The sequence below is a fragment of the Pseudescherichia vulneris NBRC 102420 genome (assembly GCF_000759795.1).
Taxonomy (GTDB): domain Bacteria; phylum Pseudomonadota; class Gammaproteobacteria; order Enterobacterales; family Enterobacteriaceae; genus Pseudescherichia; species Pseudescherichia vulneris.
Genome location: NZ_BBMZ01000021.1, coordinates 25,984 through 46,976 on the forward strand (window position 1 = coordinate 25,984; position 20,993 = coordinate 46,976).

Sequence of the window (20,993 nt, forward strand, 5' to 3'; positions counted from 1 at the left end):
ATGCTGGAAGTGAATGAACTGCATCAATACTACGGCGGCAGCCATATCCTGCGCGGCCTCTCGTTTGCGACGCATCCCGGCGAGGTGACCTGTCTGCTGGGGCGCAACGGCGTGGGAAAAACCACCCTACTGAAGTGCCTGATGGGGCTGATCCCGGCGAAGTCCGGAACCATTAGCTGGCAGGGTAAGCCCATCAATCAGCAGAAACCCCATCAGCGGGTGCGCAGCGGCATGGCCTACGTGCCGCAGGGGCGGGAGATCTTTCCCCGGCTGACGGTTGAGGAGAATCTGCTGATGGGCCTGGCGCGCTTTACCGGTTCGCAGGCGAAGCGGGTTCCCGATGAGATCTACGATCTGTTCCCGGTGCTGCGGGAGATGAAGCAGCGGCGCGGGGGCGATCTCTCCGGTGGTCAGCAGCAGCAGTTAGCTATTGGCCGGGCGCTGGCCTGTCGGCCGCAGCTACTGATCCTCGATGAACCGACGGAGGGGATCCAACCTTCGGTGATCAAGGAGATTGGCGTGGTGATCAAGACCCTGGCCGCGCGCGGCGACATGGCGATCCTGCTGGTGGAGCAGTTTTATGACTTCGCCGCGGAGCTGGCGGACAGCTATCTGGTGATGTCCAGGGGAGCGATCGTTCAGCGCGGCAGAGGCGAAGAGATGGAGAGCCACGGCGTGCGCAATCTGGTGGCGATTTAGCCGTGGCCGTCAGCGTGCGGCTCCCGTAGCGAGCCGCAGTCATCGGATCAGGCCAGCACGCGATCGGCGATCAGCGTCCGGGTCAGCAGGGTGACGTCGATATAGTGCGCCAGCTCGCGCTGCTCGGCGCGGGGCAAATAAGGTAGCTCGCCGATCATCGGCGCAGGGATCTTTTTGCCCAGCACGTTAATGATCTCAGCATAGTGGGCAAGGCCGGGGTTAATGCGGTTCGCGACCCAGCCAATCAGCGGCAGGCCGTCGCTGGCGATCGCCTGGGCGGTCAGCAGAGCATGGTTGATACAGCCCTCCTGGATCCCCACCACCATAATTACCGGGAGCTGCTCCTGCACCACCCAGTCAGAGAGCGGCCGCAGATCGTTCATCAGCCCGCGCCAGCCGCCGGTCCCCTCAACCACCACGTGATCGACACGCTCGGTCAGGTGCGCCAGCCCTTTGGAAAGCAGACCATAGTTAATGGGACAGCTGTGGGCCACGCTGCTCTCTTCCTCGCTCAGGGCGATAGGGTTCACCGCCTCGTAGGGCAGCGCCAGGGTCGAGACGCTTTGCAGCACCAGCGCATCTTTGTTGCGCAGGCCCTCAGGCGTCTCTTTACTCCCTTTCGCCACTGGCTTGTAGCCGGCTACGCTTCTGCCGCTGGCCGCCAGCGCCTGCAGAAGTGCGCGGGAGACCACTGTCTTCCCGACAGCCGTATCGGTACCCGTAATAAAGAAACGCTTAAGCATCACTTACTCCACCGTTTTGCCGCGAAAATATACACCACGAAAATAATTCAGAGGAGAAAGTCTAAGTTAAGTCGCCAGGGGCTAATTTGAGGTAGCGCAATTTTTCCCTCAACTGTGCGAATTTGTTAACCCTGCAACAGTCGAATCAGCAACGAACCGTTATACATCGCGTCTTTTACCAGCGCGGCACCCGCCATGGTGCCCTGATTAGAGAACTGCGTGCTTTCGACGGTGATGTGGCGGCTATAGGCAGGCAGCGACTGCTGGCGAATGCAGCTGCTGATGGCCGGGAAGAGAATATCGGCGGCCTGGCTCAGGGGTGAACCGATAAGAATTTTTTGCGGATTAAACAGGTTGACCATGATCGCCAGAATGCGTCCGACGTTGGTGCCTACCCCGGTAATGATATCCGTCGCCAGCCGATCCCCCTCTCGCGCCGCCTGGCAGAGTGAGGCCACGGTAAGCGGCTGCCCGTGCAGCTGCGAGCTCATCGACTGGCTCATGCGCTGCTGCGCCAGCTCCAGCACGCTCTCTACGCTGGCGATGGTTTCCAGACAGCCGTGGTTGCCGCAGTAGCAGCGCTTGCCGTAGGGATCGACTTGAGTATGACCAATCTCCACCAGGCTGCTGCTGCCCGCGTGCAGCAGACGTCCATCGGTGATCACCCCTGCGCCAACGTTGTGGTCGATCACCACCTGGATAACATCCCGCGCGCCGCGGGATGCGCCAAACAGCGCTTCCGCCATGGTCCATGCGCTGATGTCATGCTGAATATAGACCGGCACACCGGTATGGCGCTCAAGGGCTTCCCCCAGCGCCATGTCTTTAACGTCTTCATAGAACGGCATCCGGTGCACGATACCGTTCTCGGTATCGATGATACCCGGCAGCGTGATAGCGATGGCGGTCAAACGTTCGAGCTGGTTCTGGTGGCGAATAAAAAACTGATCGATGTGATGAATAACGCGGCTAGCGAAGGGCGTATCGGCGTGTAAAGGCAGCTCAAGCTGCTCCTCGACCACCAGCTTGCTGCTGAGATCGCGCAGGGCGAGATGGATCTCCCCCCGGCTGATGCGCAACGAGAGATAGTGCCAGGCCTCGGTCTCTACCATCAGGCCCACGGCAGGACGCCCTCGGCTGCCCGGCTCCTGGATCTCCGTCTCCTGCACCAGGTGCGCTTCTAGCATTTCACGGACAATCTTAGTAATGCTGGCGGGGGCAAGCTGCGCCAGACGCGACAGATCGATACGTGAAACCGGGCCTAGCTGATCGATAAGCCGGTAAACGGCTCCTGCATTGGTCTGCTTAATCTGATCAATATGGCCGGGCGTACTATCAGCAACCACCTCTTGCTCCCTTTATTTTCGCGCTTCGAAATAAACTTTAGGCTATGGTGAAGCAGTTCCTTAAGGCCGTCAAATTTTTGATTAGCCTTGTGATTTACCGCACATTTTCATCCGCTGCGGGATAAATTCTGGTCACTTTTAACGCTCTCCAACAGCTGCTGCTTGAAATGCAGTGCGGCAGCGCCCTGCTCGTGGTGCTTCGACCAGACCAGCCACATCTGCGAGACCGCATCGGCTTCGGCAATCGGCAGCCAGCGCATCTCGCTGAGCTGAACCCGGCAAAACGACGCAGGTAGGATCGACACCCCCAGACCAGCGGCCACCAGTCCAATAATGGTCATCGCCTCGCCGACCTCCTGGGCGATACGCGGCACCAGGCCGTAACGGCGCAGCAGGCCAAGAATATCGTCGTACAGTCCCGTCCCGACATGGGGATCGAAAAAGACAAACGGCTCCTTCGCCAGCTCGCTCAGCGTTACTACAGGCTGCGCCGCCAGGGGGTGATCGCGCGGGACCATCGCCAGCAGCGGCTCGCGCAGGATCACCTCCCATGCCAGGGTTTCCGGCAGGGCGGTATTACGCATCAGGCCCAGATCCAGGGTCCCCTCGTGCAGGGGGGCGATCTGCTCTCGGGTGTTGATCTCTCGTGTTTGCAGATGCACATCCGGGTAGCGCCGTCGGAAGGTCGAGAGGGTGTCTGAGACGGCTTTAATAAAGGGCGCGGAAGAGGTAAAGCCGACCCGCAGCTCACCGCTCTGCCCCTGATGCAGCCGGGCGGCGCGGGCGGCAGCGTCATCGACCTGGCTGAGGATCTGTCGGCTGTCGATCAGAAACTGCCTTCCCGCCGGGGTCAGCGCGACGCTACGGTTGGTACGGGCCAGCAGTCGGGCACCCACCTGCTGCTCCAGCAGCTGGATCTGCTGGCTTAGCGGCGGCTGGGAAATATTCAGCCGGGCCGCCGCATGGCCGAAATGCAGCTCTTCTGCCACGGCAATAAAGTAGCGCAGGTGACGCAGTTCGATATTCATATATTTAATGTATTATTTGAGATTATTAATATATTAGACAGAATATTTACATTTTCCTACCCTTAGCGGTAATTGCTTACCCGCTGTTATAAATCACTAAGGATCCACTGTGAGCCGTACTACCGTCGTTGACATCGCCCCGGCGAGCGATGCCGACGTGCAAACCGCCGCTGCTCCCGCCACGCGCTATGTTAAACGCGGCACTCCCCAGTTTATGCGCGTCACGCTGGCGCTCTTCTCCGCCGGACTGGCGACCTTCGCCCTGCTCTATTGCGTACAGCCGATCCTGCCGGTGCTCTCCCACGAGTTCGGCATCTCACCGGCCAGCAGCAGTATCTCGCTCTCTATCTCTACCGCCATGCTGGCCATTGGCCTGCTCTTCACTGGCCCGCTCTCGGATGCCATCGGCCGCAAGCCGGTGATGGTGACCGCGCTGCTGCTGGCCTCCTGCTGTACGCTGCTCTCCACGATGATGACCAGCTGGCACGGCATTTTGGTTATGCGGGCGCTGGTGGGGCTGTCGCTGAGTGGCGTCGCGGCAGTTGGGATGACCTACCTGAGCGAGGAGATCCACCCCAGCGTGGTGGCCTTTTCGATGGGGCTCTATATCAGCGGTAACTCCATCGGCGGCATGAGCGGCCGCCTGCTCAGCGGCGTGTTTACCGACTTCTTTTCCTGGCGCATCGCCCTGGCGGTTATCGGCTGCTTTGCCCTCGCCTCGGCGCTGATGTTTTGGAAAATCCTTCCCGAGTCGCGCCATTTTCGCCCCGCCTCGCTGCGGCCCCGCTCGCTGATGATTAACTTTCGTCTGCACTGGCGCGATCGCGGTCTGCCGCTGCTGTTTCTTACCGGCTTCCTGCTGATGGGATCGTTTGTCACCCTGTTTAACTATATTGGTTATCGCCTGATGCAGACCCCATGGCAGTTGAGCCAGGCGGTGGTAGGGCTGCTTTCGGTGGCTTACCTGACCGGGACCTGGAGCTCGCCCAAAGCGGGGGCAATGACCGCACGCTTCGGGCGCGGGCCGGTGATGCTGGTTTCAACGGGGATTATGCTGGGCGGCGTGCTGCTGACGCTCTTCTCATCGCTGGGGCTGATTTTTGCCGGTATGCTGCTCTTCTCGGCCGGTTTCTTTGCCGCCCACTCGGTAGCCAGCAGCTGGATCGGACCGCGTGCGCGCCGGGCGAAAGGCCAGGCCTCCTCACTCTATCTGTTTAGCTATTATCTGGGATCGAGCCTGGCGGGGACGCTAGGCGGCCTGTTCTGGCACAGCTACGGCTGGAACGGCGTAGGCGGGTTTATCGCCGTGATGCTGCTGGCCGCGCTGCTGGTGGGCCGCAGCCTGCACCATCGCCTCTCTGCGTAGCTAAATGTATCCTGCCTGAACATGCCGGGCGGCGCTACGCTTGCCCAGCCTACAAACAGCACCTTCCCGTAGGCCCGTGCAAGCGTAGCGCCGCCGGGCAATATGAGCGATAAAGCACCGAGATAAATGATGATAACTAACTATCTGGATCACCTAATGGGAGCCTACTTTAATCAGGACTATGACCTGTTTGGCGAGACCATCGAAGAGGTTATGAATGAATACCTGAAATGTGAAGGACCAGAACATGCCAAAGGGTTGATTGCCGATTGTCATCATTTTCTCCAGAGAAGTGATGACATAGAGACGGCGTTTCTCGACCTGTATGGGTTCGACTTTGATCCAGCCTTATGGGGTATGACTGCCAGACAATTTCTCACGGTGGTATCCGCGCAAGCGTCCTGTTATCTTGAAATGTAAGCAAATAAAATCAGCACAACACGAGGCATAATGGACACCAGCAACTACCAGCAACTCACCCGTACCTTCCAACGTCTTTACCGCTTCTCACACCTCTCCTCCATCGCCGGCTGGGACATGATGACCATGATGCCTGCTGCCGGGAGCGCCGCCCGGGGCGAAGCGTTGGCGGAGATCAGCGTCCTGAAACACCAGATCCTGACCGATAAAAAAGTGGCTCAGTGGCTGGACGCGGCCGCGCAGGAAGATCTCAACGACGTTGAACAGGCCAACCTGCGGGAGATGACCCGTCACTATCAGCAGGCGGCGGTGCTACCGGAGGCGCTGGTAGAGGCCAAGTCGCTGGCGGGCAGCCGCTGTGAGCACGCCTGGCGTAGCCAGCGCCCTGCCAATGACTGGGAGGGTTTTTCCGCCAACCTGAAAGAGGTGGTGAAGCTGAGCCGTGAAGAGGCTAAGCTGCGCGCGGCGGCGAAAGGCTGCACCCCCTACGATGCGCTGCTGGATCTCTATGAGCCAGATATGACCGCCGCGAAGCTCGACGTGCTGTTTGCCGATCTCAAATCCTGGCTGCCGGATCTGCTTAATCAGGTCGTGGCGAAGCAGTCGCAGCGCCAGCTTATTGCGCCGGTCGGGCCGTTCCCGGTGGAGAAGCAGCGCGAGCTGGGTCTCACGGCGATGCGCACGCTGGGCTTCGATTTTGACGCAGGCCGTCTGGACATCAGCGCCCACCCCTTCTGCGGCGGCGTGCCGGAGGACGTGCGCATCACCACTCGCTATGACGAGAACGAGCTGCTCAGCGCCCTCTTTGGCGTGGTGCATGAAACCGGGCATGCCCGTTACGAGCAGAACCTGCCCCGCACCTGGCTGGGACAGCCGGTAGCCGAGGCCCGCTCGATGGCCATCCACGAATCACAGAGCCTGTTCTTTGAGATGCAGCTTGGCCGCAGCAAGGCGTTCTTGCAGCGTCTCCTGCCTGCGGTCATTGACCGTTTTGGCGTGCAGCCTGCCTTTAGCGACGAGAACTTTATCGCCTGGAACCAGCAGGTCAAGCCGGGCCTGATCCGCGTTGATGCCGATGAGGTGAGCTATCCTGCGCATGTGATCCTGCGCTATGAAATTGAGCGGGCGCTGATCAACGGTGAGATCGACGTCGACGATATTCCGGCGCTGTGGGATGAGAAGATGCAGCACTGGCTCGGCCTCTCGACGGTGGGCAACTACCGGGACGGCTGCATGCAGGATATTCACTGGACCGACGGCGGCTTTGGCTATTTCCCGTCCTACACCCTGGGTGCCATGTACGCCGCGCAGCTGTTCCATGCCGCACGCACCGCCCTGCCTAACCTTGATGCTGCCATTGCCGAAGGGGATTTCAGCGCCCTGTTCGAGTGGCTGCGGCAGAATATCTGGCAGCACGGCAGCCGCTTTACGACCGCTAAGCTGATTGAGTCCGCCACCGGCGAAGCGCTGAACAGCCGCTACTTCCGTCAGCATCTTACCGCCCGCTATCTGTAACCTGTCAGGCCGGGAACGTGATCCCCGGCCCCTCTCTCTACGTTGTACAAACGGTTACACGCCGATACCAATCACTCACGGAAGCCTCGCCGTGAGAAGCATATAGTCTCTTCAACGGCCCCGCAGTGGGGTTAAATGATGAAACCAATTCGAGGATATCAGAATGAAAAAAGTATTAGCTCTGGTTGTTGCCGCTGCTATGGGTCTCTCTTCTGCTGCGTTCGCTGCTGACACCGCTGCGACCACCGCTGCGCCAGCGGCTACCGCTCAGACTCAGAGCGCTGCTCCGGCTGCCAAAACCACCCATCACAAAAAACACCACAAAGCTGCCGCTACCCAGAAAGCGCAGGCTGCTAAAAAGCACCACAAAAAAGCCACTAAACCGGCCGCTGACCAGAGCGCTGCTAAACCAGCCGCTGACCAGAAAGCCCAGGCTGCCAAAAAACACCACAAAAAAGCAGTAAAACACACTGCGGCTAAACCGGCTGCTCAGCCTGCTGCCTAAGTTTGATGCTTACTTCAGCGCCCGCCTGTCGGGCGCTGCTTCTTTCGGAGGGTCTATGCTGCAACGCTACCGTTTCGAGCTGATTTTGCTCATGCTGATTGCCTGCGCGCTGGTGACCCTCCGCTTCTATCTTTCCTGAATGTAGCACGCTGATTTTACTCCCCCTTTCCTGCCGTCCCGTCTATAGTTGTTGCTTAGGGTTTGAATAATCATTATTGCCCCACCAGAGTGTGATATGCATAAATTCGGTATTCTGCTATTGGGTTCGCTTTGTTCATTTTCTTTTTACAGCCATGCCGATGATGCTGCCGCTGAGATCAAGACGCTGTTTTTTAATCATGACGACCGGGTGAAGGTAACCAATCCGACGCAGTCGCCGTGGGACGCTATCGGCCAGCTAGAGACCGCCAGCGGCAATCTCTGCACCGCGACGCTGATTTCACCGCGCGTGGCGTTGACCGCCGGGCACTGCCTGCTGACGCCGCCCCGTGGTAAGGCCGATAAAGCCGTGGCGCTGCGCTTTGTGGCGCAAAATGGCATCTGGCGTTATGAGATCCACGGTATTGAGGGACGGGTTGAGCCAACCCTGGGCAAACGCCTTAAGCCTGACGGTGAAGGCTGGATTGTTCCGCCTGCCGCCGCGCCGTGGGATTTTGGCCTGATCGTGCTGCGCTATCCGCCGTCGGGGATCACCCCCCTGCCGCTGTTTGAAGGGGATCGTGATGCGCTCACTGCCGCGCTAAAAGCGGCCGATCGGAAGGTGACCCAGTCAGGCTATCCGCAGGATCACCTGGATAACCTCTACAGCCATCAAAACTGCGTGGTGACCGGCTGGGCGCAGGATAGCGTGCTCTCTCACCAGTGCGATACCCTGCCTGGCGACAGCGGCTCTCCGCTGATGCTGAAAACTGACGATGGCTGGCGGCTAATTGCAGTCCAAAGCTCCGCACCGGGTGCCAAAGATCGCTGGCGCGCCGATAACCGGGCGATTGCCATCACCGGCTTTCGCGATCGGCTGGACGCCCTGGCACAAGAGCCGTAGTTAACCCTGGCGGCGCTGACGGTGCTGCAGGAGCGCGTCAATCGGCATCGGCGCGCTAAAGAAGAACCCCTGAAGCCGATCGCAGCCGGCCAGACGCAGCAGCTTCATCTGTTTTTCGTTCTCAATGCCTTCCGCAATCACCGTCATCCCCAGCGCGCTGGCAATACGTATCGTCCCGCCCACCAGCGCCGCCGCCTGCTCATCATGATCCACCAGCCCGGCCAGCGACTTGTCTATCTTGATAGTGTCAAAGTTGAAGCGTCGGAGGTAGCCAATGCTGGAGTAGCCGGTACCAAAATCGTCCAGCGCAATGGCCGTTCCCAACGCTTTCAGATTACCGATCGCTGAAAGGGAGCGCTCCGGGTTCTCCAGGACATAGGTTTCAGTCACCTCCAGCTGCAGGCGATGCGCCGGAAAATGGCTATCCCTGAGGATACCCGCCACCTTATTTTCGAAATCGGGATCGCGAAACTGCGCCGGGGAGATATTCACCGACAGCTTGAGATCGCTAAGGGGTTGCAGATCCCTACAGGCGCGGCGCAGCACGAACTGCCCCAGGGCGTGGATCAGCCCGCTGGTTTCGGCAATGGTAATAAACGCATCCGGCGGCAAGGCACCTGCGGGCCGTCGGGGCCAGCGTACCAGCGCCTCCACGCCCACCATCATCTGGCTGCGGGCATCGACAATGGGCTGATACCAGACGTCAAATTCGTCGCGGAGCAGGCCCTCGCGGATCTCGTTTTCGATGGCAACCTTGCGCTCGCGGACACTGTTCAGCTCGGCATCGTAGTGGGTGACCTGCGCTTTACCGTTCATTTTTGAATGGTACATCGCAATGTCCGCCCGGCGAAACAGCTCCGTGCTTGTACACTCCAGCAGCGTGCCGCTGGCAATACCAATGCTTGCACCGATGTAAATAGTGCGCTCGCTCAGGCGAACCGGCAGATCGAGCATCGCCAGCACCTGCTCCGCAAAGCGGCTGGCCTTCTCGCTTGCCTGGTCGCCGCTGATGGTCATGGCAAACTCATCCCCGCCCATCCGCGCCAGCATGCCGCCATCAGGCACCTTATCGCGTAGGGTTCTGGAAAGCTCCACGATCAAGCGGTCACCCACCTCATGACCGTAGATATCATTAACGTCCTTGAAGCCGTCGAGATCGATAAACACCACGCTGATCGCCTCATTTGGATTAGCGAGGCTAAGGGTCTCCAGCCTTGCCAGCAGCGCTCGTCGGTTCGGCAGGCGGCTTAGCCAGTCGGTCATGGCCGTACGCCTGGCCAGCGTCTCGCCCTTTGCCAACTTGTACAACCCGGCGCTGCTCAGCATGATAAACAGCAGAATTAGCCCGGTAATGAGAGCAATAATTTGCCGAATATCCCATACTGCTGCTTGCGCGGCTTTCGCCCCCGGGAGCTGCGGTTCCCAGCTTAAATAACCCAGCAGATCCCCCGCCGAGCTTTTTAGCGGCACGCTGGAGTCATTGTTGCGGTTAAGGCTGAAACGCAGATTTTCGATCTGGAAGGTATCCCCCAGCGCTTTAAGATTCTGGGTATCTATATGACGCGTAATCACCAAATAACGCCGAATATTGCCGGGCACCTGAAGCGGGCTAATTCTGGGCTTGATAAGACCGATAGCCACAAATGCAATGCCGTGACGGGTACGGGTAATCCCTGCGGTGATATTTTGCTCATTCGTTTGAGCTGCGGAGTGCTTATTAATAAGCGCCTTAAAGCCCTCGCCAAAAAAATCCAGACTCTTCTCATCAAAGGGCTGACTGCGAAAGGAGCCCCACAATACCCTATAGCCCTCATCAAGCACGAAGGTACCATCATAAAGGTTACTGCTCTTATATGCGGCTCCCCAGATATCATCCAGCCAACGGGTATCAAGCTGCGGTCGGTAGACCTCGCGTGCGGCATCGTCCCAAACGGCATTATCGATGACCAACGACGAGACGCGATTAACCGAGGTCTGGATTGCCCCCTGCACGGAAAGCGCCGTGCGATGCTCATCGATTTCGTTAGTTTTAGTGCTGATAAGATGCAGGGAGAGATAGAACAAAGCGACTACGGAAATAATCAGTCCAATGCCGGCGATAAAAATCAGTACCGATAGCGTTCTTGCGGTGGGGATATTACGCCAGCTTAACGGTTTAAACATTCACCGCCCTCTTATCCGTCTGAACGGCCATCATTTTTTTGTTGGTTTTCTGAATTAAGCGTAATACAACCAGCCGTTTTCGCTGCCCGTTAATCGCGAATACGGACGGCGATCACAGCAGCAGCGAAAGGGCTTTGGGGACAGGTTTCTGGCGTAGCGCTAGCTGGCCTGGAACGGATCCTTTTGATCGTCCTGGCTGTCATCACGCTTGCGGGGGAGCTCACCCTGCTTAGCGGGGTTATCTTTAACCGGTTTGGTCTCTTCTGCTTTTAAGGGGGAAGCGTAGTTGTCCGTCATCATGTTCTCCTGTTATTACCTCACCTGAAGTTTAGTCAACGATTCAGGAACCGGGTAACAGAATCTCTTGCCGCTATAAGGAACGTTTTTGGCTTGCACCGCGGGCAGGACGCACAAGGACGTAACCCAGAGCGATAAACTGACGGTTATCTATCGTGCTGGCACCCTGCCTCTCCTGTTGCCATAGCCCCGTCAGGGCATTAAACACAAGCTGCATCTCGCCCTCCGGGGTATTAACGATATACTTCCCACTCGGCAAATAACCGCATGAGTAACTTATTCTGCGCATAGGCGGGGCTTTAACGGCATATTCGATTTTGCGAAAACCAGTAGAGGCGGTGGTAAAAAAATAGAATGGCAGAGTGGCTATTTTTAAATCACCCACGTCGGCAATAATTTCGCCATCACGAAACAGCGTCAGCGCTTTTAAAACCAGATTAACTGAATGAGATCCCTCATATCCAGGATATTCAGCCTTAAAATAGACGAAATTCATAGATGCCTCTATCACCACTCTTAGCGACCGCGTTAAAACAAGATTAGCAATGAAAACGCAACCGCAACGTTTTTTATTAACGTGTCGTGATAGTCAGGCGGGGATTTCCGCAGCAGCCAGAGAAATAGACGCTACTGCGGTTACAATGGAGTAAGGGCTCAGGCAACTTTTTCCACGACAGGCGTTTCACACTGGCGCAGACTGAGCTGCAGATCGTAAATCAGACTTTTTACCATTTCCGGCGACAGGTGGAAAAACTGTGAATCAAAGGTGCTGGCCCCTGCTGTATATGGAGAGGTGCTGAAACCAAATCTCATCACAACACCGTTATGATCCTCTTCCGGACCAACCTGCCAGCCTACGACAGGAAACGCAGGTAATACGGGCTCTTTGCTCATCCTAAATCTCCTTATAAACGTGATGCAATATTTAACCTTTGCAGCCAATCTTGTTAGCGTGGCTTAAGATTCATCTTAAACTCACCCGCAGAATTTTCAGTTTAGCCTACCGTTAGGCAGACACAAGCCGACCACAGGATTAATGGCCCTTAATCGTGTAACCAGGAGCATTCTGAACCCTTTCTTGCAAAACGTTAACAGTACTTTCGTATGATTTGCACCTTTCCCCTTTTTATTTAGCACAGACGTTACTGAATTTCAGAGAATTACCTAAAAAGTTTACAATTTAAGCAGCTACCATAATTTCAACGCCAAAATAACTTTTAGGTAAAGTTTTTAAAGTATCAGCATAAATTTTAAAAAAAATAGCGGATCGGCGTATTGCTGACTACGTTTATTACTGGTTCATTCAACGAGACGGATTATTATGACGACACAAGATAACAACCTCCCTCACTATCCACGCCCTCCTTTTGTAGAGCAAACGCAGAAAGTGCCGGGGCTTGCGTCAGAAATGAAGCCGATCCCCGATCATGGTGAAACCAGCTATACCGGTTCGGGTCGTCTGGCAGGTAAAAAAGCGCTGATTACCGGCGGTGACTCCGGTATCGGTCGCGCAGTAGCGATTGCCTATGCCCGTGAAGGCGCAGATGTGGCCATTAACTATCTGCCGGAAGAAGAATCTGATGCAGAAGCGGTGATTGCCTTAATTAAGGCGGAAGGTCGTAACGCCGTGGCGCTGCCAGGCGACATTCGCTCAGAAACCTTCTGCCAGCAGCTGGTGGTTGAAGCTATCAACAAGCTTGGCGGCCTGGACATTCTGGTCAACAACGCCGGTCACCAGCAGTTCTGCGAATCTATTGAGACGCTGACCACCGAAGCGTTTGATGAAACCTTCAAAACCAACGTCTATGCCCCATTCTGGATCACCAAGGCAGCCGTGCCGCATCTGAAAGAGGGCGCAGTGATTATTAACACCTCTTCTGTGCAGGCCTTCCAGCCGAGCGATATCCTGCTGGACTATGCGCAGACCAAGGCCTGTAACGTCGCGTTTACCAAAGCGCTGGCTAAGCAGCTCGGTCCGAAAGGCATTCGCGTCAACGCCGTTGCGCCGGGTCCATACTGGACACCGCTGCAGGTGTGTGGCGGACAGCCGCAGGAAAAAGTGAAAGCCTTCGGTGAAACCGCCCCGCTCGCCCGTCCAGGCCAGCCGGTTGAGATTGCCCCGCTCTATGTTCTGTTTGCCTCTGACGAAAGCTCCTTCTCGTCCGGTCAGGTATGGTGCTCAGACGGCGGTACCGGCACGGTGTAATACTCGGGCAGGCCCCGCCTGCCTTGTCGATTTTTGCAGGATAAGCATCATTAATGAAGAATCAACCTTTATCCCGAACCGAGCGTGTCGACGGCTATGCAGGCCTCGGCGACTATGCTGCCATTGGCGATGGCCGCTCGGTGGCGCTGATAGCACCGGATGGCGCTATCGACTGGTGGTGCGCCCCTAATATGGATTCGCCGCCGCTGTTCGATCGTATTCTGGATGCCAAGTTTGGCGGTTATTTCCAGATCGAACCGGTCGAAGACTACTGCATGGAGCGACAGTACCGGGAAAACAGCAACGTGCTGGAAACCTGTTACACCACTAACAAGGGTAAAGTTCGATTCACCGAGTCTCTTAACAGTAATAACGCAGGCCGTTTGCCCTGGTGTGAGCTGGCCCGGCGCGTTGAGGGGCTGGAGGGCGAGGTGAAGATAAAGCTGGTCTTTGTGCCTGGTACTGCCGCCTGCACCCGCTCCTCATGGATAGGTGATTCATCAAAGGGTCAGATTGTACATATTGGCGATCTGATGGCGATGCTGCGTACCACCTCCGACATTGAAATTACCTGCGTTGACGATCAGGCGATTGAGGGCGTGTTTACCGCAAAAGCAGGCTCGCGTTCGCTGGTAGCCCTGCTGGTCAGCGACGGAGAGCCGCTGGCCGTGCCGCCGCTGGAAAAAATCGACGAGCGCATCGACGTGAGCGATAAAAACTGGGCGTCATGGGCGGAACAGCTGAGCTACGAAGGCGTGCACAAGAAGCACGTTGTTCGCTCGGCGCTGGCACTTAAGTTTCTGCTCTACTCCCCGACCGGCGCACTGGCTGCTGCCCCGACCACCTCCCTACCGGAGGGCGTCGGTGGCGAAAAGAATTACGACTACCGCTATGCCTGGATCCGCGACGCCTGCCTAATCATTCGCGCCTTTGCGTTTATCGGCGCGCTTGAGGAGTGTAAGGCGGCCTTCTCCTGGCTGACGCATACCATTGTACGTCACGAAGGCAAGCTGCGGGCCTGCTATACCCTGGACGGCGACGTAGTACCAAATGAGACCTATCTTCCCCTTGAAGGCTACAAAGGGTCGAAGCCGGTACGCGTGGGCAATAACGCCCAAAGCCAGCAGCAGCTCAGCATGTTTGGCGACATGCTGGATACCGCCCTGCTGTTCGTTCATGCCGGTCACGTGCTGGATCTCACTACCGCCCGCCTGCTGGCTTCTTTGGCTAACGAGTGCGCGGATACCTGGCGCCAGGACGACTGTGGTATTTGGGAGCTGCCCGAACGGCGTCACTATACCCACTCCAAAATGGCCTGTTGGGTGACGCTGGACATCGCCGTACGATTGGCAGAAGACGGCCACATTGAAAAAACCTGGGTTAACCGCTGGACTCGCGAGCGGGATCGGGTCAGCGCCTGGATTGAAGAGCACTGCTGGTCTGAAAAGAAGCAGGCCTACACCTTCTACGCCGGTAGCGACCATCTGGATGCCGCGATGTGCCTGGCATGGTACTACGGCAAGAAAGTTAACCCAGAGCGCATGAAATCCACCTATGACGCCATTTACGCGGAGCTGGGACACCATTCGCCGATGCTCTATCGCTATAGCGACGTAGAGAAAGAGGAGAGCACTTTTGTGGCCTGCTCATTCTGGTTGGTAGAGGCATGGGCGCGCCTGGACGATACGCAAAAAGCGTCTGAGTACATGGAAACGATCCTTGGCAACCTGTGTGACCAGGGTAACGTCGAGAACTTTAACGAAATGTTTGACGTGCGCACCGGCGAGTGGCGAGGCAATGTCCCGCAAGGGCTGAGCCATCTCTCGCTGATCTGCGCTGCCGACGCGTTATCACGCTTCCGTGATGGCGAAAAGCAGTGGCACGTCTGACGAATTCAACCAAGGCTTCTATACTTCAGAGCATAGGTGCTCTGTTAAACCCAAAGAAGAGTGCAATAAATAATTGGATCTTACGAGGAGTGATTAACGATGGCGACTAACTATACTGAACACTACCATGATTGGTTACGTGACGCTCATGCGATGGAAAAACAGGCCGAGTCCATGCTGGAAAAAATGGCAGATCGTCTTGAGCACTACCCGGATCTGCGTGCGCGCATTGTACAGCATATCGAAGAGACCCGTCAGCAGCAGAAGCTGGTTGATCAGGTGCTTGCCCGCAATAACATCTCTACCTCAACCCTGAAAGATGCGATGGGTAAACTGTCCGCGATGGGTCAGGCCATCGGCGGTATGATGACGCCTGACGAAGTGGTCAAAGGCGCAATCAGCGGCTACGTCTTCGAGCATTTCGAAATTGCCTGCTACACCTCACTGATCAGCGCAGCCGAGATGGCCGGTGACCATGAAGGCGCGGCTGTTTTCAAACAGATCCGTGAGCAGGAGATTGCGATGGCTGACTGGTGTCAGACCCACCTGCCAGACGTGACTCAGCAGTTCCTGTCGCGCTCTGCCCAGCCACATACCGAAGCTAAACGCTAACTCTCCCCTGCCCGTTTCATGCTGAAGCGGGCAGTTTTCCTCTTGTTGCTGGTTTCGCCCATCTTCACCCATCACGCGGCATATATAATACACCTATCCTAATAACGCTGCGTAATTAATACAGCAGTGACCTTTAAGCGACGCGTAAATAAAGGTAAAAATACCTACATTATTATTTCGACCCTTAGCGACTACGCTTAGCATGGCGCTCCCAATTATCCTGTTTTGCCTGCTCGGATTTACGTAGCGCAATATAACAGGCTCCGCTCCCGCCATGGTGCGGCAGCGCCTGACAAAATGCTTGAACGTCTTCAAATTCGGGCAGCCAGCGTGCAAGATAACTTCGTATAATATTAGCGTGCGATTTATCTTCACGCCCTTTACCATGAATAATAAGCAGGTTGCGCAGGTTATCCTGTCTGGCCTGATGCAGGAAGCTAAATAGCATCTGCCGACACTGCTCAACCGGCTGCTTGAGCAGGTTAAGGCTGGCCTGCTGGCTGTACTTACCTAGACGCAGCTTATCAATAACGCCGCTTTGCAGCCCCTCACGGCGAAACTCCAGCGGCGTTGCCAGCGGCACCACATCCAGAAAATCGGTTGTCAGGAAATTTTCCTGCTGTAACAGGTCGATACGCGGCGGCATGCGCGTGTTGCGGCTGGGATGCCACTGTACGTCGGCGCAGCGTTTAAGGGGTTGGACATCCTCCATGGCGTCAAGAAATAGCGATTTGTCGTCAAGGTTCATGGTCACTCCTCGTGCAACGTTTGACAGCTCAGGCGCTACTATAGCCACCCGCGAGGCCGGTCACAACGCTGTTGTTTAATTTCCATCATGCTCCTGATAAGGCACACCGTCTGGCGAATGTACTCAGGTATAAGTACATTAACTGCCACTTAACTAATACCCCTATTACAGTAAACAAAATGATTTAACTTAAACCGTTGATAAACTCATTACCAAACTTTACTGGTATTAGTATTAAAGATGTCTATACTAAAATAAACCCGCCCAAGGAGTGGTTGCGTTAAAATAATGTATGGATGCACTGCTGTGTGTACTGTAGAGTCTGGCGGATGTCGACAGGCTCTATTTTTTTACGTCAAAATCGGTAAGATAATATCCTATATTGCTTTCTCGCCAATTTAGGATCTCGCCATGTTAACCCTGCTGGAAGACAAAATCGACACGCCCCTCGGCCCGCTTTGGGTGATCTGTGACGAACAGTACCGCCTGCGCGCCGTTGAGTGGGAGGAGCACGTCGACCGCATGGAGCTCCTGCTCAACGTCCACTATCGTAAGCCAGGCTATCGCCGCGTCCCGGCCAGTAATCCCGGTGGGCTAAGCGACAAACTCCACGACTACTTTGCCGGTCATCTTAGCGTCATTGACGATCTGCCCACCGAAACTGCCGGGACCCCGTTTCAACGGGCGGTATGGAAAGCGTTGCGCGAGATCCCCTGCGGCCAGGTCATCCACTACGGCCAGCTGGCCGAGTTGCTGGGGCGCGCTGGCGCAGCGCGAGCGGTGGGCGCGGCGAATGGTTCTAATCCCGTCAGCATTGTTGTTCCCTGCCACCGGGTGATCGGTCGCAACGGTACTCTGACCGGCTACGCGGGCGGCGTCCAGCGTAAAGAGTGGCTTTTGCGCCATGAGGGCTATCTTTTACTGTAGAAAAAGGGGACTTTTTGTGCCTTTTTACGCGCCTTTAATCAATAAACCCCTAATCAACATAAGGAATTTCAATAAGTTAAACTTATTGATTTTTCAAAGGTTCCAATAATCGCTGTTTGGGGATTAAGCAGGCTTACGTGCTCAGCAAAAAGATGTTAAAATTGACCAATATCAATTACGGCCTGAGCAGACCTATGATCCCGGAAAAGCGAATTATACGACGCATTCAGTCTGGCGGTTGTGCTATCCATTGCCAGGATTGCAGCATCAGCCAGCTTTGTATCCCGTTCACCCTCAATGAACACGAGCTGGACCAGCTTGATAACATCATCGAGCGCAAAAAGCCGATTCAGAAAGGCCAAACGCTATTTAAAGCGGGCGACGAACTGAAGTCTCTTTATGCGATCCGCTCCGGTACTATTAAGAGCTATACCATCACCGAACAGGGTGATGAGCAGATCACCGGTTTTCATCTGGCTGGCGATCTGGTGGGCTTTGACGCTATCGGTACCGGCCACCACCCGAGCTTTGCTCAGGCGCTGGAGACCTCAATGGTCTGCGAAATTCCGTTTGAGACGCTGGACGATCTCTCCGGCAAGATGCCCAATCTGCGTCAGCAGATGATGCGTCTGATGAGCGGCGAGATCAAAGGCGACCAGGATATGATCCTGCTGCTGTCGAAAAAGAATGCGGAAGAGCGCCTGGCGGCCTTTATCTATAACCTCTCCCGCCGCTTTGCCCAGCGCGGTTTCTCACCCCGTGAGTTCCGTCTGACCATGACCCGTGGCGATATTGGCAACTACCTGGGCCTCACGGTAGAAACCATCAGCCGTCTGCTGGGTCGTTTCCAGAAGAGCGGCATGCTGGCCGTGAAAGGTAAGTACATTACTATCGAAAACGGCGATATTCTCGCTGAGCTTGCCGGCCACGCGCGCAACGTCGCCTGACGGTCACGCCAATACTCACCTCTTGCCAGACAGCAAAATAGTCCGATTTGTTGATCTGGCAAAGGCTAGCCTCTGTTTCATTCTCCACATATAGGTTACTCTTTTAATTACAGACTGCGGTGACAGATGTAAGGAGACCCTGTATGGCCATGTATCAAAATATGCTGGTTGCCATCGATCCCAATCAGGATGACCAGCCAGCGCTACGGCGTGCTGTATATTTGCATCAGAAAATTGGCGGCCGCATCAAAGCCTTTCTGCCGATCTATGACTTCTCATATGAGATGACCACTCTTCTGTCGCCCGACGAGCGTACCGCCATGCGTCAGGGCGTCATCAGCCAGCGGACCGCCTGGATCCGCGAGCAGGCAAAATATTACATCGATGCCGGGGTGCCGATTGATATCAAGGTGATCTGGCATAACCGCCCTTTCGAAGCCATCATTCAGGAAGTGTTAACCGGGCATCATGACCTGGTGTTGAAGATGGCCCACCAGCACGACAAGCTGGAGTCGGTGATCTTTACCCCTACCGACTGGCATCTGCTGCGTAAGTGCCCTTGCCCGGTGTGGATGGTGAAAGACCAACCGTGGCCCGAAGGCGGTAAAGCGCTGGTGGCGGTGAACCTCGCGAGCGAAGAGCCGTACCATAACGCGCTCAATGAGAAGCTGGTGCGGGAAACCATTCAGCTTGCCGAGCAGGTGAACCATACGGAAGTGCATCTGATTGGTGCCTACCCTGTCACTCCGATCAATATTGCCATCGAACTGCCGGAGTTTGACCCTACCGTTTACAACGACGCTATTCGCGGTCAGCATCTGCTGGCGATGAAAGCCCTGCGCCAGAAGTTTGGCATCTCTGAGAAGCTCACCCACGTGGAAAAAGGCCTGCCTGAAGAGGTGATCCCGGATCTGACCGAGCATCTGCAGGCTGGGGTGGTGGTGCTGGGCACTGTCGGTCGTACCGGCCTCTCCGCGGCGTTTTTAGGCAATACCGCCGAGCAGGTCATTGACCATCTGCGCTGCGACCTGCTGGTGATCAAGCCCGATGACTACCGCTCGCCGGTTGAGATAGATGACGACGAAGATGATTGAGTCGTTGAAGTCATAAAAAAACCGCCTTTACGGCGGTTTTTTATTTTATGCGCTTCTTATAACGCTTTAAGGATCGCATCCACGCTCTGCTTGGCATCGCCAAACAGCATCTGGGTGTTCTCCTTAAAGAACAGCGGGTTCTGTACGCCAGCGTAGCCGGTGTTCATCGAACGCTTAAACACGATCACGTTCTGCGCCTTCCACACTTCCAGAACCGGCATCCCGGCAATCGGGCTACGCGGATCGTCCAGCGCCGCCGGGTTCACGGTGTCGTTCGCGCCAATGACCAGCACCGTATCGGTATCGGAGAAATCATCGTTGATCTCATCCATCTCCAGCACGATGTCGTAAGGCACTTTGGCTTCTGCCAGCAGCACGTTCATATGGCCCGGCAGACGCCCGGCAACCGGGTGAATACCAAAGCGCACCTTGATGCCGCGGGCACGCAGCCGCTCCGTGATCTCCGCCACCGGATACTGCGCCTGGGCGACCGCCATGCCGTAGCCTGGGGTAATGATGACCGAGTGTGAATTCTTCAGCAGATCGGCAGTCTCTTCCGCACTGATTTCACGGTGCTCGCCTACCTCTTCGTCCTCACCGGTTGAAGAGCCGTCGGTGCCGAAGCCGCCCGCGATCACGCTAATAAACGACCGGTTCATCGCCTTACACATGATGTAAGAGAGGATCGCACCGGACGAGCCCACCAGCGCGCCGGTGACGATCAGCAGGTCGTTGCTGAGCATAAAGCCCGCCGCCGCCGCTGCCCAACCGGAGTAGGAGTTAAGCATCGATACCACCACCGGCATGTCAGCCCCGCCGATTGACGCCACCAGATGCCAGCCAAACGCCAGCGCAATGATGGTCATCAACAGCAGCGCCAGTACCTGGAGCCCCACGCTTTCGGTGCGGACAAACACCAGCAGCAGCAGGAAGGAGACCACCAGCGCCGCAAGGTTCATCTTGTGACGGTTTGGCAGCATCAGCGGCTTAGAGGAGATTTTGCCGCGCAGCTTGCCGAACGCCACAATGGAGCCGGTAAAGGTCACCGCCCCGATAAAGATGCCGAGGAACACCTCCGTAAGGTGGATATTCACCAGAATCGGCTCAAGGCCCGGCTCGTGGTACAGGTAGCTGTTAAAGCCCACCAGCACCGCCGCCAGACCCACGAAGCTGTGCAGGATCGCCACCAGCTCCGGCATTTCGGTCATCTCAACTTTCTTCGCCAGATGAATACCAATCGCGCCACCGATAATCATCGCGACGATGATCCAGGCGACGTTGCCGGTCTCCGGCCCAAAGATGGTGGCGATCAGCGCAATCGCCATCCCGGCGATGCCAAAGCGGTTACCCTGCTGAGAGGTTTCATGCTTTGACAGCCCGGCCAGGCTGAAAATAAACAGGATCGCGGCAACAATGTATGCAGCTGTAACTAATCCTCCAGACATG

22 protein-coding genes are annotated in these 20,993 nt (G+C 56.2%); 13 read left to right on the top strand and 9 right to left on the bottom strand.

The genetic code is table 11. The annotated features are described in order from the left end of the window. Positions 1-699, top strand: coding sequence for an urea ABC transporter ATP-binding subunit UrtE (urtE, locus tag EV102420_RS16025; RefSeq protein WP_042393626.1), 699 nt, complete (start codon positions 1-3; stop codon positions 697-699). Between the two features lie 47 nt (positions 700-746). Here urtE and bioD read toward each other — a convergent pair whose 3' ends face one another. The 3 genes from bioD to ynfL all read right to left on the bottom strand — a co-directional run bounded on the left by bioD (position 747) and on the right by ynfL (position 3,816). Next, positions 747-1,442 carry a dethiobiotin synthase gene (bioD, locus tag EV102420_RS16030; RefSeq protein ID WP_042393628.1) on the bottom strand — a complete coding sequence of 232 codons (696 nt, stop codon included), beginning with the start codon at positions 1,440-1,442 and terminating at the stop codon, positions 747-749. 125 nt (positions 1,443-1,567) lie between these two features. After that, positions 1,568-2,788, bottom strand: a complete 1,221-nt coding sequence (gene mlc, locus EV102420_RS16035) for a sugar metabolism global transcriptional regulator Mlc (protein ID WP_042393630.1) — start codon at positions 2,786-2,788, stop codon at positions 1,568-1,570. Between the two features lie 107 nt (positions 2,789-2,895). Further along, entirely contained in the window at positions 2,896-3,816 is a 921-nt protein-coding gene (gene ynfL / locus EV102420_RS16040; RefSeq protein ID WP_042393632.1) for a multidrug efflux transcriptional activator YnfL/SxtR(Kp), read from the bottom strand. A 109-nt stretch (positions 3,817-3,925) separates the two neighbouring features. Between ynfL and ynfM the strand changes: the two genes are divergently transcribed. The 6 genes from ynfM (at position 3,926) to EV102420_RS16065 (ending at position 8,664) form a co-directional block, all read left to right on the top strand. After that, positions 3,926-5,182 carry a multidrug efflux MFS transporter YnfM/SxtP(Kp) gene (gene ynfM / locus EV102420_RS16045; RefSeq protein WP_042393635.1) on the top strand — a complete coding sequence of 419 codons (1,257 nt, stop codon included), beginning with the start codon at positions 3,926-3,928 and terminating at the stop codon, positions 5,180-5,182. A gap of 129 nt (positions 5,183-5,311) precedes the next feature. Continuing rightward, positions 5,312-5,602, top strand: a complete 291-nt coding sequence (locus EV102420_RS16050) for a contact-dependent growth inhibition system immunity protein (RefSeq protein WP_042393892.1) — start codon at positions 5,312-5,314, stop codon at positions 5,600-5,602. A gap of 30 nt (positions 5,603-5,632) precedes the next feature. Then, on the top strand, positions 5,633-7,117 hold the full coding sequence (locus EV102420_RS16055; protein WP_042393638.1) for a carboxypeptidase M32: 1,485 nt from the start codon (positions 5,633-5,635) through the stop codon (positions 7,115-7,117). 163 nt (positions 7,118-7,280) lie between these two features. Next, positions 7,281-7,622 (top strand): acid resistance repetitive basic protein Asr, encoded by a 342-nt coding sequence (asr, locus tag EV102420_RS21570; RefSeq protein ID WP_072015283.1) that lies wholly within the window; start codon positions 7,281-7,283, stop codon positions 7,620-7,622. Positions 7,623-7,677: 55 nt separating this feature from the next. Continuing rightward, positions 7,678-7,761, top strand: a complete 84-nt coding sequence (gene ydgU / locus EV102420_RS23020) for a small membrane protein YdgU (RefSeq protein ID WP_462687435.1) — start codon at positions 7,678-7,680, stop codon at positions 7,759-7,761. 96 nt (positions 7,762-7,857) lie between these two features. Continuing rightward, positions 7,858-8,664 carry a trypsin-like serine peptidase gene (locus EV102420_RS16065; protein ID WP_042393642.1) on the top strand — a complete coding sequence of 269 codons (807 nt, stop codon included), beginning with the start codon at positions 7,858-7,860 and terminating at the stop codon, positions 8,662-8,664. On the opposite strand, the gene EV102420_RS16070 is transcribed toward EV102420_RS16065, so the two are convergent. The 4 genes from EV102420_RS16070 to EV102420_RS16080 all read right to left on the bottom strand — a co-directional run bounded on the left by EV102420_RS16070 (position 8,665) and on the right by EV102420_RS16080 (position 12,018). Next, positions 8,665-10,827 (bottom strand): putative bifunctional diguanylate cyclase/phosphodiesterase, encoded by a 2,163-nt coding sequence (locus EV102420_RS16070; RefSeq protein ID WP_042393644.1) that lies wholly within the window; start codon positions 10,825-10,827, stop codon positions 8,665-8,667. It abuts the gene before it with no gap. A 159-nt stretch (positions 10,828-10,986) separates the two neighbouring features. Continuing rightward, positions 10,987-11,124: a hypothetical protein gene (locus tag EV102420_RS22535; RefSeq protein WP_165570671.1), complete on the bottom strand. Its 138-nt coding sequence runs from the start codon at positions 11,122-11,124 to the stop codon at positions 10,987-10,989. Positions 11,125-11,197: 73 nt separating this feature from the next. Continuing rightward, positions 11,198-11,620, bottom strand: coding sequence for a hypothetical protein (locus tag EV102420_RS16075; protein ID WP_042393646.1), 423 nt, complete (start codon positions 11,618-11,620; stop codon positions 11,198-11,200). Between the two features lie 158 nt (positions 11,621-11,778). Next, the gene (locus tag EV102420_RS16080; RefSeq protein ID WP_042393647.1) at positions 11,779-12,018 is read right to left on the bottom strand and encodes a BssS family protein; all 240 of its coding nucleotides are present in this window, start codon (positions 12,016-12,018) and stop codon (positions 11,779-11,781) included. 427 nt (positions 12,019-12,445) lie between these two features. Between EV102420_RS16080 and EV102420_RS16085 the strand changes: the two genes are divergently transcribed. From EV102420_RS16085 to EV102420_RS16095, 3 genes are all read left to right on the top strand, one after another. Continuing rightward, on the top strand, positions 12,446-13,330 hold the full coding sequence (locus tag EV102420_RS16085; protein ID WP_042393648.1) for an SDR family oxidoreductase: 885 nt from the start codon (positions 12,446-12,448) through the stop codon (positions 13,328-13,330). Positions 13,331-13,383: 53 nt separating this feature from the next. Then, on the top strand, positions 13,384-15,219 hold the full coding sequence (locus EV102420_RS16090; RefSeq protein WP_042393651.1) for a glycoside hydrolase family 15 protein: 1,836 nt from the start codon (positions 13,384-13,386) through the stop codon (positions 15,217-15,219). A 99-nt stretch (positions 15,220-15,318) separates the two neighbouring features. Beyond that, the gene (locus EV102420_RS16095) at positions 15,319-15,831 is read left to right on the top strand and encodes a ferritin-like domain-containing protein (protein WP_042393653.1); all 513 of its coding nucleotides are present in this window, start codon (positions 15,319-15,321) and stop codon (positions 15,829-15,831) included. Between the two features lie 184 nt (positions 15,832-16,015). Here EV102420_RS16095 and smrA read toward each other — a convergent pair whose 3' ends face one another. Further along, positions 16,016-16,579 (bottom strand): DNA endonuclease SmrA, encoded by a 564-nt coding sequence (gene smrA / locus EV102420_RS16100; RefSeq protein WP_042393655.1) that lies wholly within the window; start codon positions 16,577-16,579, stop codon positions 16,016-16,018. Positions 16,580-16,990: 411 nt separating this feature from the next. Here smrA and ogt point away from each other — a divergent pair, with 411 nt between their 5' ends. From ogt to uspE, 3 genes are all read left to right on the top strand, one after another. Next, positions 16,991-17,506 carry a methylated-DNA--[protein]-cysteine S-methyltransferase gene (gene ogt, locus EV102420_RS16105; RefSeq protein ID WP_042393659.1) on the top strand — a complete coding sequence of 172 codons (516 nt, stop codon included), beginning with the start codon at positions 16,991-16,993 and terminating at the stop codon, positions 17,504-17,506. Positions 17,507-17,700: 194 nt separating this feature from the next. Beyond that, positions 17,701-18,453: a fumarate/nitrate reduction transcriptional regulator Fnr gene (fnr, locus tag EV102420_RS16110; protein ID WP_131406021.1), complete on the top strand. Its 753-nt coding sequence runs from the start codon at positions 17,701-17,703 to the stop codon at positions 18,451-18,453. Positions 18,454-18,596: 143 nt separating this feature from the next. Further along, entirely contained in the window at positions 18,597-19,547 is a 951-nt protein-coding gene (gene uspE, locus EV102420_RS16115; protein WP_042393661.1) for a universal stress protein UspE, read from the top strand. A 56-nt stretch (positions 19,548-19,603) separates the two neighbouring features. Here uspE and pntB read toward each other — a convergent pair whose 3' ends face one another. After that, positions 19,604-20,992 carry a Re/Si-specific NAD(P)(+) transhydrogenase subunit beta gene (gene pntB, locus EV102420_RS16120; protein ID WP_042393665.1) on the bottom strand — a complete coding sequence of 463 codons (1,389 nt, stop codon included), beginning with the start codon at positions 20,990-20,992 and terminating at the stop codon, positions 19,604-19,606. Between the last annotated feature and the right edge of the window lies 1 nt (position 20,993).

Bases quoted from the DNA above. Each gene is read 5' to 3' on its own strand.
- EV102420_RS16080 (WP_042393647.1), bottom strand. From the start codon at position 12,018: ATGAGCAAAGAGCCCGTATTACCTGCGTTTCCTGTCGTAGGCTGGCAG.
- EV102420_RS16085 (WP_042393648.1), top strand. From the start codon at position 12,446: ATGACGACACAAGATAACAACCTCCCTCACTATCCACGCCCTCCTTTT.
- EV102420_RS16050 (WP_042393892.1), top strand. From the start codon at position 5,312: ATGATAACTAACTATCTGGATCACCTAATGGGAGCCTACTTTAATCAG.
- smrA (WP_042393655.1), bottom strand. From the start codon at position 16,579: ATGAACCTTGACGACAAATCGCTATTTCTTGACGCCATGGAGGATGTC.
- ydgU (WP_462687435.1), top strand. From the start codon at position 7,678: ATGCTGCAACGCTACCGTTTCGAGCTGATTTTGCTCATGCTGATTGCC.
- ogt (WP_042393659.1), top strand. From the start codon at position 16,991: ATGTTAACCCTGCTGGAAGACAAAATCGACACGCCCCTCGGCCCGCTT.
- EV102420_RS22535 (WP_165570671.1), bottom strand. From the start codon at position 11,124: ATGACGGACAACTACGCTTCCCCCTTAAAAGCAGAAGAGACCAAACCG.
- fnr (WP_131406021.1), top strand. From the start codon at position 17,701: ATGATCCCGGAAAAGCGAATTATACGACGCATTCAGTCTGGCGGTTGT.
- EV102420_RS16090 (WP_042393651.1), top strand. From the start codon at position 13,384: ATGAAGAATCAACCTTTATCCCGAACCGAGCGTGTCGACGGCTATGCA.
- EV102420_RS16070 (WP_042393644.1), bottom strand. From the start codon at position 10,827: ATGTTTAAACCGTTAAGCTGGCGTAATATCCCCACCGCAAGAACGCTA.
- asr (WP_072015283.1), top strand. From the start codon at position 7,281: ATGAAAAAAGTATTAGCTCTGGTTGTTGCCGCTGCTATGGGTCTCTCT.
- pntB (WP_042393665.1), bottom strand. From the start codon at position 20,992: ATGTCTGGAGGATTAGTTACAGCTGCATACATTGTTGCCGCGATCCTG.
- urtE (WP_042393626.1), top strand. From the start codon at position 1: ATGCTGGAAGTGAATGAACTGCATCAATACTACGGCGGCAGCCATATC.
- bioD (WP_042393628.1), bottom strand. From the start codon at position 1,442: ATGCTTAAGCGTTTCTTTATTACGGGTACCGATACGGCTGTCGGGAAG.
- EV102420_RS16055 (WP_042393638.1), top strand. From the start codon at position 5,633: ATGGACACCAGCAACTACCAGCAACTCACCCGTACCTTCCAACGTCTT.
- EV102420_RS16075 (WP_042393646.1), bottom strand. From the start codon at position 11,620: ATGAATTTCGTCTATTTTAAGGCTGAATATCCTGGATATGAGGGATCT.
- uspE (WP_042393661.1), top strand. From the start codon at position 18,597: ATGGCCATGTATCAAAATATGCTGGTTGCCATCGATCCCAATCAGGAT.
- ynfL (WP_042393632.1), bottom strand. From the start codon at position 3,816: ATGAATATCGAACTGCGTCACCTGCGCTACTTTATTGCCGTGGCAGAA.
- EV102420_RS16065 (WP_042393642.1), top strand. From the start codon at position 7,858: ATGCATAAATTCGGTATTCTGCTATTGGGTTCGCTTTGTTCATTTTCT.
- EV102420_RS16095 (WP_042393653.1), top strand. From the start codon at position 15,319: ATGGCGACTAACTATACTGAACACTACCATGATTGGTTACGTGACGCT.